Below are 18763 nucleotides of genomic sequence, written 5' to 3'. Positions count from 1 at the left end.
ATAACAACTTACCACGTTTAATCAACCGATTGCATGGTCATGGCACAGAGAAAAAGAGAAGTATGATGAGCTGCATATTTTTTAGAGTTATGCGGAGCTTCAGCAACAAAATGATGGCGCAAATATCTTCCATTTATCGGATAACCAATAATCTGATAAGACGATTCTATCGTTGACGCATGAAACGGAGAATTATGTTTAAAGGTAAAAACAAAAAAAACGCTCAAAAGCGCAGTGTTCGAATGGAAGTTTGGGGTTTGATAATAAAGTGACGTTACTGGGGAGTTGGAGCGTGCAGCGGGAATCGAACCCGCATCATCAGCTTGGAAGGCTGAGGTAATAGCCATTATACGATGCACGCTTTGTGTCTTGGCTTGCTGTCTACGGGAGTTATATTGCCACATTTATGAGAAAAGAAAAGTCTTTTTTAAGGATTTTTTTCTGTTTGCTCGTAAAATAAACAAAATAATATCAATAGGTTACTTTTCAAGCTATCCATCCCCTCAATCCTTGCTTACCCATCGTTCTCTGTATGGGACTCAGCGCACTTACCGTTTATTAGATTGATGAAGTTAAGTGGATGACAGGCGTTAAAACGCAAATTATCCGCATCAACCGCATCTAGGGTCTGTTGATCTTTCGCGATTAAATTTTGTTCAAAAAGTCAACGGATCGTAAAGAATAAGCATTCCATGTGAATCGGCAAAATTTATCAACTGGGTATATACTGACCAAGAGCAGCCAGTAACTCCCAACTCAAGTGAATTACAGGAGGTGTCAGATGAACATCAAAGACAGCATCGATGTACTAGAGCAACAAATCTATGTCGCTTGTTCAGAAGGTGATTACCAAACGGTTAATCAACTTGAGCAACAACTGGAAAAGTTACGTGGAGAAATGGAGTACCCTCTTGATGACGATCCATACGCACTCGAGGGGCGGACATTTCTTGATGATGACTGGCGATAAACCATCAAGGGAGCAATTAAGCTCCCTTTTTACTCACTTTAGATTTTTCACTTTAGAAAAAACGAATCGCACTGCGTCCACCTTTGGTGCTGGATGGTGCCTCTTCAATCGTCTCTTTCGTCGGCGTTTGCCTTTTATTAGACGGAGTTGGTTTTTTATTGGTGGATTTTTTTTCTGTTTTTTTTGCCGAATGACGCGCTTTGGGTTTGCTGACTGCTGGTGGCGGCGTGGTGTTGGTCATCAAACTTTGCTCTGATTTTTGTGGTTCAACCATCTCGGTCGTTGGAACATCACAAATCACTAAATAATACTCTTGGTCAAACTCCACTAAATCACCATCATATAGTTTTCTGCGTTTGCGCGTCTCTAATTCGCCATTGACCGCAACATAGCCTTCGGCGATTGCATACTTTGCCTCGCCTCCGCCACTCACGGCATTAGCAAGCTTTAAAACTTTATAAAGTTCGATGGGTTGAGCATCAACCTCAATACCGATGGCTTCAATTTCTACTTCTTCTGGATGATCACTCATTGGGAATTCTACTTTTCTGACATAACCATAGTGTATACTGAATCGATATCATGACAATGTTTCTATTCTACTGGGCGGGATTGCATTGAACACGATGTATGGGATTGGTACTATTTCCGCCATTCTTTTCCGTTTTATTATCAAGGCTTGGCCATGAAACTTATCGCAACACGTCTATTACCGGGCACCGATCTTAAACTGGCGATACAGTCGCTGGTCGCTCAGCATAATATTCGAGCGGGAACCATCGCATCTTGTGTCGGTAGTTTATCAACGTTAGCCATTCGCTTGGCAGATAGTACCACCACTCTACAGCAAAGTGCTTACTTTGAAATTGTCTCTCTTATGGGTACATTGACACCGGAACATCAGCATCTACATATCTCTGTCGCTGACCATCAAGGGCAAGTATGGGGTGGACATTTACAAGTGGGTAATATTATCCACACAACGGCTGAGCTGATGATACATCACTATCCTGAACACCAATTTTCACGCCAGTTTGATCCCAACACTGGATTTACCGAGCTTACCATTAGCCCCAATTAGCCTGCAGACAGCCGCACCAAAGTTTGAGTATAAGGGTGACTCGGGGCAGAAAAGAGTTGTTCTGTTGGCCCTTGCTCTACTATTTCTCCCTGCTTCATCACAATGGTGTAATGGCATAACGACTTCACCACATTTAAATCATGACTGATAAATAAATAAGTTAACCCATATTTTTCCTGTAGGGACTTCAATAGATCGAGCACTTGCGCTTGAACCGTACGATCCAGCGATGAAGTCGGTTCATCAAGTAAGATAAATTCCGGTTTTAAAACAAGCGCACGAGCAATGGCAATGCGCTGCCGTTGCCCTCCCGAAAATTCATTGGGATAACGATGTCGCGTTTCAGGATCAAGCCCAACTTCTTGCATCGCTAAACAGATAGCTTGATCAATTTCTGAGGCAGAGTGTTGGCTATGTACAGTCAGCCCTTCACCAATCACTTGAGCCACCGACATGCGAGGGTTTAACGCAGAAAAGGGATCTTGAAAAACCACCTGCATTTTACGCCGAAATGGCAACATCGCCTGCCTATCAAGTGATTGGATAGTCTGATCGGCATAACGAATCTCACCACTCGAATTGACCAACCTTAATACCGCCATGCCTGTGGTCGATTTTCCTGAGCCACTTTCCCCAACTAATCCAATCGCATGCCCTTGACGCAACTTAAATGTCATCCCTGTGACCGCTTTGATGTGATCCATGGTGCGTTTAAAAATCCCGCCTTTAATTGGAAACCACACATTCATTTGCTGAGTTTCTAATAAAACTGGGTTATTTTTATTGACGGCAACCGGTGTGCCACGCGGATCTGATTCAATCAGTAATCGGGTATAAGGATGCTGCGGCGCAGAAAATAATTCCGCGCAATGATTTTGTTCAATCACGCGCCCAGCCTGCATCACCGCGACCCGATCGGCAATACGTCGGACAATGCTTAAGTCATGGGTAATGAACAACATGGCCATACCTAACTCTTGCTGCAAAGATTTGAGTAGATCTAAAATCTGCGCTTGAACCGAAACATCCAAAGCGGTGGTTGGCTCGTCAGCAATCAAGAGTTCGGGCTCATTGATCAACGCCATCGCAATCATCACCCGCTGCCTTTCTCCTCCGGATAATTCATGAGGATAAGCATTAATTTTCACCTGTGGTTGCCGAATCCCAACTTTTTCTAACCAAGTCATGGCTAAGGATTCTGCGTGACGTTGACGCATCCCACGGTGAATCGCTAAGGTTTCAACCAGCTGTTTACCGATTTTATGCAACGGATTTAATGACACCATAGGTTCTTGGAAAATCATACCTATCCGTCCCCCGCGAATACCCCGCAGTTGACGCTCTGAACAGGTGAGTAGATTCAATCCCGCAAACTCAATTCTGCCCTGCTGATAATGCGCTGAACCCTTCGGTAAGAGTTTTAAAATAGCATTGGCGGTGACTGATTTGCCGGAACCACTCTCCCCGACTAATGCCAGTGTTTCCCCTTTATGAATGGAGAGGGAAACTTGATGAGTCACCGTTTCGATCGTTTGTGCTCGACCAAATCCAATCGAGAGATCGGTAATGGTTAATAATGGTTCGCTCATTAACTTCTTCCTTGCACATGTGGATCAAACGCATCACGCACCGCTTCACCAATAAACACCAGCAACGTGAGCATCAAAGATAACACTACAAACGCTGAAATACCGAGCCAAGGAGCTTGTAAATTCGCTTTGCCTTGCGCTAATAATTCACCAAGAGAAGGTGAACCCACGGGTAAACCAAAGCCGAGAAAATCCAGTGAGGTTAAGGTGGTGACTGAACCCGATAAAATAAAAGGCATCATAGTGAGTGAGGCAACCATAGCATTAGGCAACATATGTCGGAAGATGATGCGGGTATCCTTTACTCCCATCGCTTGTGCTGCGCGGATATAATCAAAATTTCGGCAACGCAAAAACTCAGCGCGTACCACGCCCACCAAACTCATCCAACTAAATAGCACCATGATGCCAAGTAACCACCAAAAGTTGGGCTCGACAAAACTAGACAGGATAATCAACAAGAATAAGGTCGGCATACCTGACCAAACTTCAATAAAACGTTGTCCGAACAGATCCAGCCAGCCGCCGTAGTAGCCTTGGGTTGCCCCGACCAAAATACCAATCACCGATGAAATAATCGTTAATGCAAAGCCGAATAATACTGAAACCCGAAAGCCGTAGATAATTCTGGCTAATACATCACGCCCTTTATCATCTGTACCTAACCAGTTAACAGAATCCGGTGCAGACGGCACCGAGCCGACCACATTGAGATTGATGGTATCGTAACTAAACCGAATCGGTGCCCAGATGAGATAGCCTTTTTGCTCAATTAATTCCACCACATAAGGGTCGGTATAGTCTGCTTCTGTCTCGAACTCGCCCCCAAAACGGGTTTCGGCATATTGAGTCACGACAGGGAAAAACCACTGATGGTCATAAGAGACCAGCAGCGGTTTATCATTGGCAATGATTTCAGCAAACAGACTCACAATAAAGAGCAGTGAAAAAATCCACAGCGAATAGAAACCTCGCCGATGAGATTTAAACCGTTGCCAGCGCGCCTGAGTTAATGGGTTGATCCTTGACTTGTTTACCATACTTAGCGCGCCTCAAAATCAATACGAGGATCCACCCAAGTGTAGGTAAGATCGGAAATAATACTAAGCAGTAACCCAAGTAACGTCATGATATAGAGTGAACTAAATACCACAGGATAGTCACGTTGAATGGTTGACTCAAACCCGAGCAAACCGATACCTTCTAAAGAGAACATCACTTCAATCAACATCGATCCGGTAAAGAAAATACCGATAAAGGCGCTAGGAAAGCCCGCAATGATGATCAACATAGCATTGCGAAAGACGTGTTTATATAAAATAGTCCGTTCATCCAACCCTTTGGCTCGTGCCGTTACCACATATTGCTTATTAATTTCATCAAGAAAGGAGTTTTTGGTCAGCATACTTAACGTCGCAAACCCACCGATCACCATGGCAAAAATGGGCAGCGCCAAATGCCAAAAGTAGTCAATTATTTTTTGATACCAGAGCAGTTGGTCAAAATGATCAGACACTAATCCTCGTAGTGGGAACCAACTAAAATAGTTTCCGCTCGCAAAGAGAATAATCAAAATGATGGCAAATAAAAAACCGGGAATCGCATAGCCTACAATCACCAGTGCACTTGACCAGACATCAAAACGAGAGCCGTGATGAATCGCTTTCATAATGCCAAGGGGAATGGAGATAAAGTAGATGATGAGGGTACTCCATAACCCCAAAGAAATCGAAACGGGCAAACGTTCTACAATCAAATCAATCACATCTCCGCCACGAAACAGACTCTCACCAAAATTAAAGGTCAGATAGTTTTTCAGCATCTCAAAGTAGCGTTGATGTATCGGTTTATCAAATCCAAACTGGCGTTTGATCGCCTCAACCACTTCGGGATCTAAGCCTCGTGATCCTTTGTAACCTGAACTATCATCCAGTTTGCTGGCGATAACCTCTTGCCCACCGCCAGAGAATCGTTCCATGACGCCAGAAGTGTGCCCTTCTAACTGAGCAATCGCTTGTTCAACAGGGCCACCTGGCGCAATTTGAATAATAAAAAAGTTAATGGTGATGATCGCCCACAAGGTGGGGATCACCAGCAATAATCGGCGAAAAATATACGCAGCCATGTCGACCTCTTAACGGCGTTTGGCAGGCAGTTTCTGCGCTTTTTGCTCAGAGATCCACCACGTGTCTAACCCTAAATCATAATCTGGCATCACATCGGGACGGGCAAATTTATCCCAACTGGCGACCCGATACATTCCGGTATACCACTGAGGAATTAGGTAAAAGTTCCATTGTAAAACGCGATCTAATGATCGTCCTAATGCGACTAACTGCGATGGATTTTGTTGATTTTGTACGATTTGCTCAGTAAGCGCATCAATCACCGGATCATTCACTCCCGCAGTGTTATAGGTAGAATCCATATAACTTGAGTGCCAAACAATCAGTAAATTGGGGCTCGGATAAGGGTTAGCGAAAAAGCTGGATGAGACCATGTCAAAATCTCGATCACGCAGCCGTTTAGTATATTGCGTGGTATCAATGGTGCGAATTTTCATATCGATACCCATCAACTTTAAATTGCGCTGGATAGGAATGGCAATTCGCTCTGCCGTTGGGCTATAAATAAGTAATTCAAAACTCATCGGCTCTCCGGTGGCAACGTTTTTCATCACTTTATTCTCCAGTTCCCATCCCGCCTCTTTTAGCAATCGGAAAGCTTCTCGCATCTGTGGGCGAATTCGGCCACTGCCATCGGTCACTGGCGGCTGATATTCTTGAGTAAAAACCCGAGCGGGGAGCTGTGCTTTAAACGGCTCAAGTACCGCTAATTCTTGTTCACTCGGTAAACCTTTTGCTTCATAGCGAGTATTTTGGAAATAGCTGCGAGTACGGGAATATTGATCGTAAAACATATTCCGATTCATCCACTCAAAATCCATGGCATAATTTAATGCTTCACGTACTCGAACATCTTGAAAAATCCGGCGCTGAGTATTAAAAACAAAGCCTTGAGTTGCAACTGGTGCATGATGTGGAATCTCTTCTTTTTTGATCCACCCCCGATCAAAATTAGCACCGGTATAAGAGGTTGCCCAAAATTTCGCCTGACTCTCTTGGCGCAGATCAAACTCACCGGCCTTAAAGGCTTCAAGCATCACAGTATCATCGCGGTAATAATCATACTGCACTTGCTTAAAGTTATTTCGTCCAACATTCACCGGTAGATCTTTCGCCCAATAATCATCCACCAGTTGATAAGTCACACTTTGACCGGGTTTAAAATCAACCACACGGTAAGGCCCGCTACCGACGGGAGGCTGATTTAAAGGTTCAGATAAATTTTTATCACGCCAAAAATGGGCGGGTAACACTCGAGTCGATTGAGCAAAACTAAAGAGCTTCTCACGGTTGCCTGTTTTCATTTCAACGCGGACAGTACGCTTATTTAAGGCTTGCACTGATTTGATTTCTTGATAGTAAACTCGGTACTGAGCAACGCCTTCGGTCATAAATTTATTAAAGGTGAACTCCACATCATAAGCGGTGATCGGAGTGCCGTCGTGAAAACGTGCCGCAGGGTTTATATCCAATTCAAGCCAGAGGTAATCGTCAGAATAACGGACTTTTTCGGCGATAAGTGGATAGTAGGTATCGATTTCGTCACTGGGTGAAAACATTAATGCATCGTATAACTCACCCGTTCCCGCAGCCGCCACTCCACGTGAAGCATAACGGTTAAAGTTATCAAAGGTGCCAATCTGCCCATAAGTGATTTTTCCATACTTGGGCGCTTGAGGATTCACATAATCAAAATGGGTAAAATTGGCTGGATATTTCGCTTTGCCGTAACCGACTAACTGGGTCGTCTCTATAACATCCGCCCAAGCCATCTGGCTGGATGTGACCAATAATGCTCCCAATACCCATCGTGAATATTTCCCCATGTAAACGTCCTTTTGGTTAACTGGTTATTTTTCGTCTTATCCTATTGTTTTTACTATACTCAACTCTGAATAAGATACCAATGCATAACGGATCTGATTTCATTCAATTGCCGCGCTTCGAACGAGATCGTATTAGCGACTTACGATTTCATTCTGTCCAAGCGTTTAATTCGCCCTAAATCTTACAGCAATTCTTTGGCAATCAAGCGCAGTAAAAAAGTTTCTCGCTCAATACTCATGCCTTTTTGTGTACTATGTGCCATTGTCTGCTCATTATGGGCAATGGCCTGATGAATATTCATCCACACAGGCTGCATACCATTGTTGATCTCATACTCTTCCAAACGCATTTGACCAAGCTGACGATCGGCTTTGCAGGTATAGCAATAAGAGATCATATGCATCACATCAGCATCCTCTCGATACCAAGGACGAAACTCTTCATATAAGCCAAATGGTTGGATCATTTGAATATTGCTTGCACCTGTTTCTTCTTGTAATTCACGCACCATGGCTTGGATGATATCTTCCTGTTTATCAACGCCCCCACCGGGTAAGGTGTAATCATCATAGCGCTCAGTATAGAGCAATAAAATCTCTTCACCTTCAAGCACAATGGCTCGAGCGGCTTTACGCTGTATGATTGAATAATGGCTTAAGTTAGCGATATCTGGGTGGGTTGCTGTCTGTAAATGTCTCATGAGTCTCTCGCTTTAATCCTTGCAGTGAATTTTATCATGTAGACTCATCGACCAGCGAATCCGTTCATTATTTTTATCGATAAATTATTGTAAACGACAACGATTATCATTGCCGATACGTAAAATTATCGTTATGGTAAGCCAGATAAAGTCAGCGAGATAAATACTATGAGTCATCCAAATAATCAACGCCCTTCTTACCCTGTCACCGTGGTAAAAACTGAACGAATCTCTCCGCACATTCAGCGTATTACTCTGCAAGGTTCAAGCATTGCTCACTTTGGAAAAGAGAGTGAAGGTGGCTATATTAAACTGCTGTTCACTCCGCAAGGATCCAGTGATCTCAGTCAACTTGGCAGTGAAGAACGCTCCGTCATGCGCACTTATACCATTCGTCAGTTCGATACACAGACTCACAGCCTTGTGGTCGATTTTGTTCGCCATTCCAGTGAGGATTTGGCTTGCAGTTTTGCCTCCCGCTGGGCAGAAACTGTACAAGTGGGTGAAAGCATTGCCATAGCAGGGCCGGGTAAAAGCCAAGACCCAAACTGGAAAGCAGCTGAATGGGTATTTCTTGCAGCAGATATGACCGCCCTGCCCGCCTTGTCAGTGACACTGGCGAGTCTTGATGCAAAAACAAAAGGTTATGCTGTGATAGAGATCAGCGATCCCGCCGATCAACAACGCTTAATCTCCCCAACCGGCGTGCAAATTATATGGGTCAATGCAGCGCAAGGAGAATCCTTAACTGAGGTTGTCAAAGCTCAATCTTGGTTAACGGGTCAATGCGCGGTGTGGTGTGCCTGTGAATTTGATGCCATGCGGACACTGCGGCAATATTTTCGAAATGAACGAGCCGTTGCGCGAGATTTTATTTACATCAGCAGTTACTGGAAAAATGGAGTAACGGAAGATGGGCATAAAGTGATCAAACGCCAAGATGCGGAAGAAAACAGTTAGCCATTCACTATTCAGTGGTATAAGTCAAATCACCTCAAACATGGCCTGCGGGCCATGTTTTTCTCATTTATCGTTTTTCTCACTTATCGGCACGAGTTAAACACGATGAGAGATCCGATTCAGCGGGGTGTGATAGCTCAGCCACCGATTCGATACTAATGGCATCATGTCGCCAATATTCAATACCACAGTCGATTAACTCGCCGTACTGGTTGTAATTCACTCGCTCAACTACCGTTGCCGGTGTTCCTGTTGTCGATCTCAAGGCCTGCGCAGTTTCACCGAATAGTGAACGAGTGGTGATCCGATAGCGTATTTTTTGATATTGTATCGAAAAGTGACGTTGATAGGTGTCAGTCAATGATTGTGACAAATCAAAATCTAACAAGTTAGGACAATATTCTGGACGCACGTAGTGAGTCACGAACGCCACCGGACGATGATCTAAATAACGAACACGCTCAATACAATACACTTCCGAAAATGGGGCTAATTGCAAAAGTTTCGAGGCTAATTTATTAGCCACCTCTACTTTGGCACTCACAAGCTCAGTTTTCGGCTGACGATGTTGTGCTCGTGCCATATTGGTAAAATTTAAAGTTTGAGTTGGGTCATAACGCAGTGGTGGTGGAGAAATAAACCAGCCTCGCCGATCTTCTCGATAGATTCTTCCTTCCGCTTCTAATAATGAAAGCGCTTCACGCAGCGTTACCCGTGTTGTATTAAAAGTCTCGGCTAATTGACGTTCAGCAGGTAATTTCTGCTTAGCCGTCAACATGCCTGCTTCAATTTGTTCAACAATGACATCTTTAATTTTTATGTACTGCACATTCGCCCTTATTTATTCCTAGGGTCTGTTGCCCCTAGCACATCATCAGCCACTAACACGACAAAACTGTGCGCGCAACGATTGAATTTTATCACCATTCAGTTTATGTTCTAGACACAATAGATGCAAAATTGCATACTGGACATGTTTTATGCCGCCCTGATTCGTTCGGGGCGGTATTTCTTTTGGAGAAAATAAAATGCCAAACAATCATTCAATTATCGTGTCAACCCTCGACATGGATCGCATCAGTGCATTAATGGATAACATGCCTAAGTTATCAGCAGAGCTGGAACGTCTAGAAGATGAGTTGGATCGTGCAACCGTACTCGCTCCTGAAGAAATCCCAGCGAATGTTGTCACAATGAATTCTACGGTGAAGTTTAAATTTTTGGGCAGTGATGAAATTATGCAAAAAAACCTAGTCTACCCCAAAGACCTAAAAACAAGCGACGATATCTCGATTTTTGCCCCAGTAGGCAGCGCATTGCTCGGTTTATCAGAAGGGCAGCAACTCTCTTGGCCAATGCCAAGTGGTGGCGAAAAAACGATTGAGATCATTGAAGTGGTTTATCAGCCAGAACGAGAAGGTGAATATACTCGTTAATCATCCCTGACACTTTGGTGCAAAGGCCACTCTTTGCACCAAGAGCGATGGACTTACGCCAGTAAAATGGTTTGCAACTCATACAAGGAAGCCACTTCATAGTGAGCATTAATCCCTTCTGGGCATGGGTGTTGATGTGTATTTAGCCAGCATGTTTCAAACCCAAAATTAAGCCCTCCCAAAATATCTGAGTGAGGATTGTCTCCTACCATCAGGACTTTTTCTTTCGAAGGATGCCCCATCCTCTCCATCGCATGGGCAAAAATTCCCGCATCGGGTTTAGCAATACCGACTTGCTCAGAAATAACAATATGCTCAAAATAATCCGTCATACCTGTTTTTGCTAAACGCACATCCTGCAGCTCTGTAAAACCGTTGGTAATAATCCCTAGCTTGGCTTTTCCTTTTAATCCATCTAATAACTCTTGTGCACCAGGTAATAAAGTACAAATATCTGCCATTGCGGTTAAAAATGCGCTATTAAGCTCTGTGGTGGTGGTCTCTAATTGTTCAGCCCAGTGCGTAAAGCGAATATGTTTGAGTTGCTCAGCGCTAATATCGCCATTTTGGTAGTCCACCCACAGCGGTTTATTAACCTGTTGGTATTGATGGAAATCCTGCTCAGTAAAATCGACCCCTTTACGCGCAAACATTAATTGCATGCCTTTAAAGGCATCAAAGTGGAATAACGTTTCATCCGCATCAAACAAAATCCAATCGTACTTCATTACTTGCTCCTCAAAATTATCCGCGCAGTGTAGATTGTTTTTAATAAAATGTTAACCTCATAGAGAGGTCTTATCGATGAAATAAGTAAGGAGCCTATCAATGAAAAAAGTGGCCGTAATTTTAAGTGGATGTGGTGTTTTTGATGGCGCTGAAATTCACGAAACGGTATTAGCCCTGTATGCCATAGAAAAGCAAAGAGCCAGTTGGCACTGCTTTGCGCCCAACATTGAGCAACAGGTCGTCATTAATCACTTGACGGGTGAAGTAATGAAAGAAACCCGTAATGTCTTGGTTGAAGCGGCCCGCCTCACTCGTGGTAACATCCAAGATCTAACCCAACTGAACGTTCAGGACTTTGATGCATTACTGCTTCCCGGTGGGTTCGGTGTGGCAAAAAACCTAAGTGATTTTGCCGATAACGGCGCTGAATGCGGTATTAACGAGCAAGTTGCGACGATTTGCCGAGCTTTTGCGAAAGTGGGTAAACCGGCGGGTTACCTTTGTATTGCTCCTGCGCTTATCCCCCATATTTACGAATCTGGCGTTGAAGGAACCATTGGTAATGATCCTGATACCGCTTGTGCATTCACTAAAATGGGGGGTGAACACGTAAACTGTCCGGTCGATGATTATGTGTACGATCAGCAGCATAATGTGCTTTCTACCCCTGCTTATATGCTCGCAGAGAATATCACTCAAGCAGCAAGTGGGATTGATCGATTAGTTAAAAGATTGATTCAATTGGCTTAATAGCATTCAGAATCCATCCTTAAGCTTTACATACTTTACTTAAATGATGGATTCTGATCTGCATATCACGACTTAGTTTAGCGAATGCTGTGTAAAAACTCTGCGCGAGTGGAAGGGTTTGACTTAAAAATCCCGCCTAATGCTGTCGTGGTTGTCATGCTGGTTGCGTCCATCACACCGCGAGATTTAACGCAATAGTGGGTCGCATCAATAGTGACCGCCACATCATCCGATTCAAGCAAGGTTTGCAATGCCACCAAAATTTGCTGGGTGAGCCTTTCTTGAACCTGCGGACGCTGGGCAAAAAATCGAACAATGCGGTTAATTTTTGATAAACCAATAATTTTCCCACGCGGGATATAGGCAACTGCGGCTTTACCATCAATGGTAACTAAATGGTGTTCACAGGTGCTGGTCAAGGTGATGTCTTTCACGCATACCATCTCACTGACCTTCATCTTATTTTCGATGACGGTGATTTTAGGGAAGTTCTTATAGTCAAGCCCAGAGAAAATCTCATCCACATACATTTTTGCGATGCGATGGGGCGTTTCTTCTAAGCTGTCATCAGTGAGATCAAGCCCCAGCAGATTTAAGATTTCACGCATATGATGTTCAATTTGCGTTTTTTTCTCTTCACGGCTGATCACATTGGGTTGCATTGGCGTTTCCTGGCCGCGGCTTTCGAGAGCCGCTTTCACTAACTGGGCGGATTCGCTCAAACTTGACATTTCCCTACCTCTTGTTTACCCCTTTTGAATGGCAAACAAGAATACTCGTATTTTTGAATAATTACATCCCTATTTTATGAGAGGGCATTATTGTCTCGCCCTTTGTATGCTAAAGTACGCCAAAAATAATAACCACAGGACGATTAATATGGGCTGTTGCGATGCACAAAATCTCATGCCAATTGAAGATGCTCTCAACTCAATGCTTGCACGCATTACACCGATTAATGACACACACCAACTTCCGCTAGCCGATGCCCTCGGTTTTGTGCTCGCAGAAGATATTCTCTCCCCAATCCACGTTCCTCCTTTTGATAATTCAGCCATGGATGGATACGCGGTAAGACGCGCGGAACTCGCACAACAAGTCCAGTTGCCCGTTGTGGGCAAATCATTTGCAGGACAACCTTATACCGGCAATTGGCCAGCAATGACATGCATCAGAATCATGACCGGTGCTCAAATCCCATCGGGATGCGATGCAGTGATCATGCAAGAGCAAGCCCAAGTGACAGAGCAAGGTATTCGGTTTGCGGTCTCTGAAGTAAAGCCGAACAGTAATATTCGCCCCACAGGTGATGATATCCGACAAGGTGATGTGGTGCTCAGCGCTGGTTCACGTTTAACCGTGCGCGATATTCCGATGATCGCCACCTTAGGGATAAGCCATGTGCGTGTGTTTCGTAAACCCAAAGTAGCCTTTTTTTCAACCGGCGATGAATTAAAGCCACTGGGTGAACCACTAAAGGCTGGGCAAATTTATGATAGCAACCGCTATGGCATGAAGCCGTTAATTGAAAAATTTGGCTGTGAAGCGATTGATTTAGGAATTATTCCCGACTGTCCTGCCCAATTAACCACTGCATTTGAGCAAGCACAAACTCAAGCCGATGTGGTGATTACTTCCGGAGGCGTGAGTGTCGGCGAGGCGGATTACACTAAAGATATTCTGGCTAAACTTGGTGAGATCGGCTTTTGGAAATTAGCCATAAAACCCGGTAAACCCTTCGCGTTTGGCTCACTCAATCATGCATGGTTTTGCGGCTTACCGGGTAATCCGGTTTCTGCTATGTTAACTCTATATGTGCTCGTGCAACCCATGTTGGCAAAACTTGCTGGGCACACGGCTTGGCAAGCCTCTCCCTCGATCCCAGCGACGACTCGCTCTCGTTTTAAAAAATCTCCCGGACGCACCGATTATCAACGAGGAATCTACTCAATTGAAGATGGGCAGTTTGTCGTTGAAAGCACAGGTAACCAAAGTTCTGGTGCCTTCCGTTCCATGAGTTTAGCTAACTGTTTTGTGGTGCTTGAACGAGAACGTGGCCATGTTGAGGTTGGAGAAACGGTTCACATTCAGCTATTTAATGCCAGCTTGTATTGAGGAACATTATGGATCTTTTGTCTGATCAGGAAATGCTGCGTTACAACCGCCAGATCATGCTAAAAAACTTCGATTTCGAAGGGCAAGAAGCGCTGAAACAAAGTTCTGTTTTAATTCTTGGTGCAGGGGGGTTAGGTTGTGCCGCAAGCCAATATTTAGCGACCGCGGGCATCGGTAGCCTGACGCTGATTGATGATGATGTGGTTGAATTATCTAACCTACAACGCCAAGTGTTGCACACGGATAACGATCTTGGCCGCCATAAAGTTGACTCGGCGGCCGAGTCACTGCATAAACTCAACCCACACTTGGTGATCAGGACGATTGCGCAACGCTTAGAGGATGAAGCGTTGAATGCGCTGATTGCCACTCATAGCCTTGTGCTGGACGCGTGTGATAACGTTGAAACTCGCAATCAGCTTAACCGCCTATGTTACCAAAACAAAACACCGCTCGTTTCTGGTGCGGCGATTCGAATGGAAGGGCAAGTCAGCGTATTTATGTATCAACACCCTGACGAACCGTGTTACCAATGCTTAAGCGCTCTATTTGGCCATAATTCACTCACGTGTGTTGAAGCGGGAGTTATGGCACCGATAGTCGGTATTATCGGTGCAGTGCAAGCATTAGAGGCAATCAAAGTCATTGCTAATTACGGCCAACCTTTGAGTGGAAAAATTTTGATGCTTGATGCATTAAGCATGACATGGCGAGAAATGAAATTACCTAAACAGGCTCACTGCCCTATTTGTCATGCTCAATCATGATCACGAAAAAGACGACAGAGCACCAGTGATAAGGACGCCCTGCCATATTTTGTTACTTAAGGAATCGTAACCATGTCCCCACTCGTAACTCCAGCTTGGCTATCTCAGCACTTAGCCTCTCCAGAAATCATCCTCCTCGATTGCAGTATTGAATTTCAAATGGCTAATGAAACGGAGAAGGATTGGCTCAATAAAATTCCTGGCGCACAACGCTTTGATTACGATAAAGAATTTTGTGATCCATACAGTACCCTGCCGCATATGATGCCAGATGAAATTCGGTTTAATTGTCTTGCACAAGCACTAGGGATCAATCAAGACTCTATCATTGTGGTGTACGACAATAGTGGAACTTTTGCTTCACCTCGTGCTTGGTGGATGTTTCAAGCCTTCGGCCATAAGCAAGTTTATATTTTGGATGGCGGGCTACATGAATGGAAATTGGCAGGGTATGACGTGTCACAGGAATACACCCAGACGCCACGTCGAGGTAACTTCGTGGGTAAGCTTTCACCTGACTATTTTGTTGATGCGGGCTATGTTTTCAATAAAATTGCCGACCCCACCAGCTTAACGATCGATGCTCGCTCTGCTGAACGATTTTTAGCGCAAGTCCCCGAACCAAGAGCCGGTGTGCGCAGTGGTCACATCCCAAACTCGTGTAATATGCCGTTTGCACAGGTAATGGATGGGCATAAAATGAAATCGTCACAAGCTTTAGCTCCTATCCTTGCCCAAGCTTTCGCACCCGCTAATGAGTATCTATTTAGTTGTGGATCTGGGGTGACCGCTTGTATTGTTTTGCTGGCCGCTTATCTCTGCGGCTATCCCAATCTCGCCATTTATGATGGTTCATGGACTGAATGGGGCCAACGACACGAATTACCGATTGCATAAATCCTATTTTTACCCAAACAACTTTGAGTTACAGGTAGGCAGCAAAGACGAGGCCTAAAGCCTCGTCTCATTCGAACGCCTAACCGTTTATTCTTTTAAGGTTATGATAGGCAACTCATCCCAAATTTTACTTTCATCCGATGCGCCACCAGAGAAGTTCCATGGCCCTTTGTCTTGATTTAACGGACGATAATTGGCCGATAAACCATCCAAATCCCAGGTAGTAACATAAAAGCGGACATCATCGAGTGACTCAGGTCGACCCAGCGCATCGCTGGCAAAATCGATCGAGATCGTGTTGTTGGCTTTTTCCACCGTGACCTTAGGTGCTGGTGTCACAGCCTCTCCCCATGTGGTGGCATTTGCTCCTTTGGTGTTGTAAATCGAGCTTTGCCAGCCAAAAATAACCGCATTGCGACTCCAGGTTCCGCTTGGCATCGATGCGTTGATCTTTGGCAGTTCCGTTAGGTTGGTTGCCGCTTCTTCTGGTAAATCAATGAAGATGGTGAAACCCACGTGGTCAAAGCCGTTTGGCGGTAACCAAGTATCGGTGATCTTGTCCATGGTGAAGGTCAAACGTACGTTACTGCCAACGGTAAACACCTCTGCTTGGTTGATTGCGAGTTGGCTGTTGTCTTTGTCGAACGTTGGATCGGTTGGCAACGAGTAGTTACCGTTAAGGCCGCCTGTACCGTCTTGCGCATCGCCCGCATCATCAATAGTCTCATCCGGCATGTTTGACCAACTTAGGTTCGAGATAAAATTCACATCCTCGATACCTGCTTTTTTCTCGGTGGAATAAATCGCGAAGCGGTGCTGTTGCTCACCAATCGCAAAGTGACGCGTCGACAGCGTGACGCTAAACTGACCATCAGCGCTTACAGTAATGGTTTGCGCGGTTTCCAAGTTACCGTCGACGACAAGGTTTAATTTCTCGTTCGCGTTAGCACTACCCGCGATAACAATATCACCAGTGATGGTTTGTCCTTCCCAATTCTCCGCCAGTTGGATGTTGAGATCCGGTCTGTCTACTGATTGGGTATCGGCACTTTTAAAGTAAATGGCGGCAGATTTCGCGGGCAATTCCAGCGTCACATGACCATTGTCATCGGTAACTAACTGTTCTGGCGCACCTGCCCAGTTCGACATAATTTGTTGTTGGAATACGGTACCGCCGGCTTGCTCTACGTCGAGTTGGTTCATCAACATCGGTGAGTTGGAGGTGTTCATCACCACTAAGACTTCGTCGTTATCCAATGTTCGAGTAAAGGCGAATACGCCCGCGCCCGCTTTATCGCTGCCAATCACTTTTATTTCGCCACGTGTCATGACTTTGTTTTCGGTGCGCAACTTAGCCAGTTCTTGAATAAACAAGTACATCTCACTGTTTTGGTCGAACGAGTCTACGTAGTTGCCATCTTCACGGTACCCTCCGGCGAACATCGCATCACGCGCCGCTGACATCGCTTGCTCTGTACCTTGGTAAATCACAGGGATGCCCGGCACTGCCATCATTGTGATCAGAGCTTGCTTCATATCGTTGACACTGCCTTGCGATAGAAAACGCGGCATATCGTGATTATCAATGAAGTTCGGCATGATGTATGGATTCGGGAACATCTCCATCATTTTTTCTAGCCGGAAACGCAAATAATCAGTTGGTTGTCCTGAAGCAAATACGCGCGTCATGGTCGCTTGCAGTGGGAAGTTCAATACCGAGGTTAGCTGTTTCGGCGAGCCATTTTCACCGATGTAAGTCAGCATCTTTTCTTCACCTTGCGTCTGGTAAGGTGTGGATGTTTCGAATACTTCACCAAAAGTGAGGAAGTTGTCACGCCCGGTATCAACCGCTTGCGTCATCACGCCATCGTCGGCGTGCAAGAAATCATGCCAAAAATCGTGTTCGACAAACTTTGCCGTGTCGATACGAAAAGCGTCAACACCCACTTCGCGAATCCATTTTCGGTAGCTCTCTTTTAGATAAGCGCGTACTTCTGGATCGGACGTGTTGAGATCATCCAAATCAGAAAGCTGCCAGGTTTTTTCTTGTATCGGATCATTGTGATCGGTGATGCTTGGTGTCCAGTGGTAACTGCCTGTGCCGTCTGTTTTACATTCGTTCATGTTGAGTGGGTAAGGCAGCTCTTGCCCTGCTGGCAACGCATTTTCAATCAAACGGAAGCCCTGACAAGGGAGGCTTGGATCATAATTATAAGGATTATCGTAGGTGAAGAAGTTGCCTACATGATTAGTCACGATATCCTGAATTAAGAACATATTGCGAGCATGCACTTCGCGCGCTAACGCTTGATAACTTTCTAGATCCCCAAAATGCTCATCCACTTTTTGGAAGTCACGCGCCCAATAGCCGTGGTAACCGCCGTAGTTTTGCTCTGCATCCCACCATTGGTTTGCAACCGGAGGCGTAATCCAGATCGATGTCGCGCCCAACTGCTCAATGTAGCCCAGTTTATCGCTCACCCCAACAAGATCGCCGCCACTGAATTTTTTCTCAGAGGTGGGGTCATATTCGTTCTGTCCTTGGTCATTAATCGCATGATCACCATCATTAAAGCGGTCAATCATTAAAAAATAAATGATCTGATCTCGCCAGTCAGGAGATGCCACGTGACTACCGGCTTCTACTGATGTCGTTTCATCACTTCCACAGCCAGAAAGAGCAAGAGCAATCGATAAAGAAAGTATTTTTATTTTATTCATAGGTTTAGGTATTATTTCAAACACAGTTATTGTCTCCGTTATGCAGCAATAACAGAACAATAAAGTAAAGGTTTGAAATCGATAGTGTCATTTCA

At 44.8% G+C, this 18763-nt stretch carries 18 protein-coding genes and 1 tRNA gene; 8 read left to right on the top strand and 11 right to left on the bottom strand.

Features of this window, described 5'->3' with window-relative positions; all coding sequences use genetic code 11:
• Window positions 1-286: 286 nt before the first annotated feature.
• Window positions 287-361: transfer RNA gene (locus CAG57_RS02385), tRNA-Gly, on the bottom strand.
• Between the two features lie 420 nt (window positions 362-781).
• Here CAG57_RS02385 and CAG57_RS02380 point away from each other — a divergent pair.
• Window positions 782-970: a hypothetical protein gene (locus CAG57_RS02380; RefSeq protein WP_161426820.1), complete on the top strand. Its 189-nt coding sequence runs from the start codon at window positions 782-784 to the stop codon at window positions 968-970.
• Between the two features lie 52 nt (window positions 971-1022).
• Here CAG57_RS02380 and CAG57_RS02375 read toward each other — a convergent pair whose 3' ends face one another.
• The gene (locus CAG57_RS02375) at window positions 1023-1502 is read right to left on the bottom strand and encodes an RNA-binding S4 domain-containing protein (protein WP_161426821.1); all 480 of its coding nucleotides are present in this window, start codon (window positions 1500-1502) and stop codon (window positions 1023-1025) included.
• Window positions 1503-1655: 153 nt separating this feature from the next.
• On the opposite strand from CAG57_RS02375, the gene CAG57_RS02370 reads away from it, so the two are divergent.
• Window positions 1656-2051 carry a PPC domain-containing DNA-binding protein gene (locus CAG57_RS02370; protein WP_161426822.1) on the top strand — a complete coding sequence of 132 codons (396 nt, stop codon included), beginning with the start codon at window positions 1656-1658 and terminating at the stop codon, window positions 2049-2051.
• On the opposite strand, the gene CAG57_RS02365 is transcribed toward CAG57_RS02370, so the two are convergent.
• The 5 genes from CAG57_RS02365 to CAG57_RS02345 form a co-directional block, all read right to left on the bottom strand.
• Window positions 2048-3640 carry an ABC transporter ATP-binding protein gene (locus CAG57_RS02365; protein ID WP_161426823.1) on the bottom strand — a complete coding sequence of 531 codons (1593 nt, stop codon included), beginning with the start codon at window positions 3638-3640 and terminating at the stop codon, window positions 2048-2050. The two genes, CAG57_RS02370 and CAG57_RS02365, sit on opposite strands and share 4 nt — an antisense overlap.
• Window positions 3640-4680 carry an ABC transporter permease gene (locus CAG57_RS02360; RefSeq protein WP_161426824.1) on the bottom strand — a complete coding sequence of 347 codons (1041 nt, stop codon included), beginning with the start codon at window positions 4678-4680 and terminating at the stop codon, window positions 3640-3642. The genes CAG57_RS02365 and CAG57_RS02360 overlap by 1 nt, the downstream gene beginning before the upstream one ends.
• 2 nt (window positions 4681-4682) lie before the next feature.
• On the bottom strand, window positions 4683-5765 hold the full coding sequence (locus CAG57_RS02355; RefSeq protein ID WP_161426825.1) for a microcin C ABC transporter permease YejB: 1083 nt from the start codon (window positions 5763-5765) through the stop codon (window positions 4683-4685).
• A 9-nt stretch (window positions 5766-5774) separates the two neighbouring features.
• Window positions 5775-7592, bottom strand: coding sequence for an extracellular solute-binding protein (locus CAG57_RS02350; protein WP_161426826.1), 1818 nt, complete (start codon window positions 7590-7592; stop codon window positions 5775-5777).
• Between the two features lie 182 nt (window positions 7593-7774).
• Window positions 7775-8293, bottom strand: coding sequence for an NUDIX hydrolase (locus CAG57_RS02345; protein WP_099611131.1), 519 nt, complete (start codon window positions 8291-8293; stop codon window positions 7775-7777).
• 168 nt (window positions 8294-8461) lie between these two features.
• On the opposite strand from CAG57_RS02345, the gene CAG57_RS02340 reads away from it, so the two are divergent.
• Window positions 8462-9253, top strand: coding sequence for a siderophore-interacting protein (locus CAG57_RS02340; RefSeq protein ID WP_161427946.1), 792 nt, complete (start codon window positions 8462-8464; stop codon window positions 9251-9253).
• 79 nt (window positions 9254-9332) lie between these two features.
• On the opposite strand, the gene phnR is transcribed toward CAG57_RS02340, so the two are convergent.
• The gene (phnR, locus tag CAG57_RS02335) at window positions 9333-10082 is read right to left on the bottom strand and encodes a phosphonate utilization transcriptional regulator PhnR (protein ID WP_161427947.1); all 750 of its coding nucleotides are present in this window, start codon (window positions 10080-10082) and stop codon (window positions 9333-9335) included.
• A 199-nt stretch (window positions 10083-10281) separates the two neighbouring features.
• On the opposite strand from phnR, the gene rnk reads away from it, so the two are divergent.
• Entirely contained in the window at window positions 10282-10689 is a 408-nt protein-coding gene (gene rnk / locus CAG57_RS02330; protein ID WP_099611129.1) for a nucleoside diphosphate kinase regulator, read from the top strand.
• Window positions 10690-10742: 53 nt separating this feature from the next.
• On the opposite strand, the gene yjjG is transcribed toward rnk, so the two are convergent.
• On the bottom strand, window positions 10743-11417 hold the full coding sequence (gene yjjG, locus CAG57_RS02325; protein WP_099611128.1) for a pyrimidine 5'-nucleotidase: 675 nt from the start codon (window positions 11415-11417) through the stop codon (window positions 10743-10745).
• A gap of 100 nt (window positions 11418-11517) precedes the next feature.
• Between yjjG and elbB the strand changes: the two genes are divergently transcribed.
• Window positions 11518-12168 carry an isoprenoid biosynthesis glyoxalase ElbB gene (gene elbB / locus CAG57_RS02320; protein ID WP_099611127.1) on the top strand — a complete coding sequence of 217 codons (651 nt, stop codon included), beginning with the start codon at window positions 11518-11520 and terminating at the stop codon, window positions 12166-12168.
• Window positions 12169-12245: 77 nt separating this feature from the next.
• Here the strand turns inward: elbB and folE are convergent, their stop codons facing one another.
• Entirely contained in the window at window positions 12246-12899 is a 654-nt protein-coding gene (gene folE / locus CAG57_RS02315; RefSeq protein WP_099611126.1) for a GTP cyclohydrolase I FolE, read from the bottom strand.
• Between the two features lie 148 nt (window positions 12900-13047).
• On the opposite strand from folE, the gene moeA reads away from it, so the two are divergent.
• From moeA to CAG57_RS02300, 3 genes are all read left to right on the top strand, one after another.
• Window positions 13048-14283, top strand: a complete 1236-nt coding sequence (gene moeA, locus CAG57_RS02310; protein WP_099611125.1) for a molybdopterin molybdotransferase MoeA — start codon at window positions 13048-13050, stop codon at window positions 14281-14283.
• An 8-nt stretch (window positions 14284-14291) separates the two neighbouring features.
• Window positions 14292-15050 carry a molybdopterin-synthase adenylyltransferase MoeB gene (gene moeB / locus CAG57_RS02305; protein WP_161427948.1) on the top strand — a complete coding sequence of 253 codons (759 nt, stop codon included), beginning with the start codon at window positions 14292-14294 and terminating at the stop codon, window positions 15048-15050.
• A gap of 72 nt (window positions 15051-15122) precedes the next feature.
• Window positions 15123-15947 (top strand): sulfurtransferase, encoded by an 825-nt coding sequence (locus CAG57_RS02300; protein ID WP_099611124.1) that lies wholly within the window; start codon window positions 15123-15125, stop codon window positions 15945-15947.
• Window positions 15948-16034: 87 nt separating this feature from the next.
• Here the strand turns inward: CAG57_RS02300 and CAG57_RS02295 are convergent, their stop codons facing one another.
• Complete coding sequence (locus CAG57_RS02295; RefSeq protein ID WP_161427949.1) at window positions 16035-18692, bottom strand: alpha-amylase family glycosyl hydrolase; 2658 nt, start codon at window positions 18690-18692, stop codon at window positions 16035-16037.
• Window positions 18693-18763: the final 71 nt, after the last annotated feature.

It is taken from the genome of Vibrio sp. V30_P3S12P165 (assembly GCF_009904905.1).
Classification (GTDB): Bacteria; Pseudomonadota; Gammaproteobacteria; order Enterobacterales; family Vibrionaceae; genus Vibrio; species Vibrio fujianensis.
The sequence above is the reverse complement of the archived record's forward strand: the minus strand, read 5'-3'. Positions and strand labels throughout refer to the sequence as shown.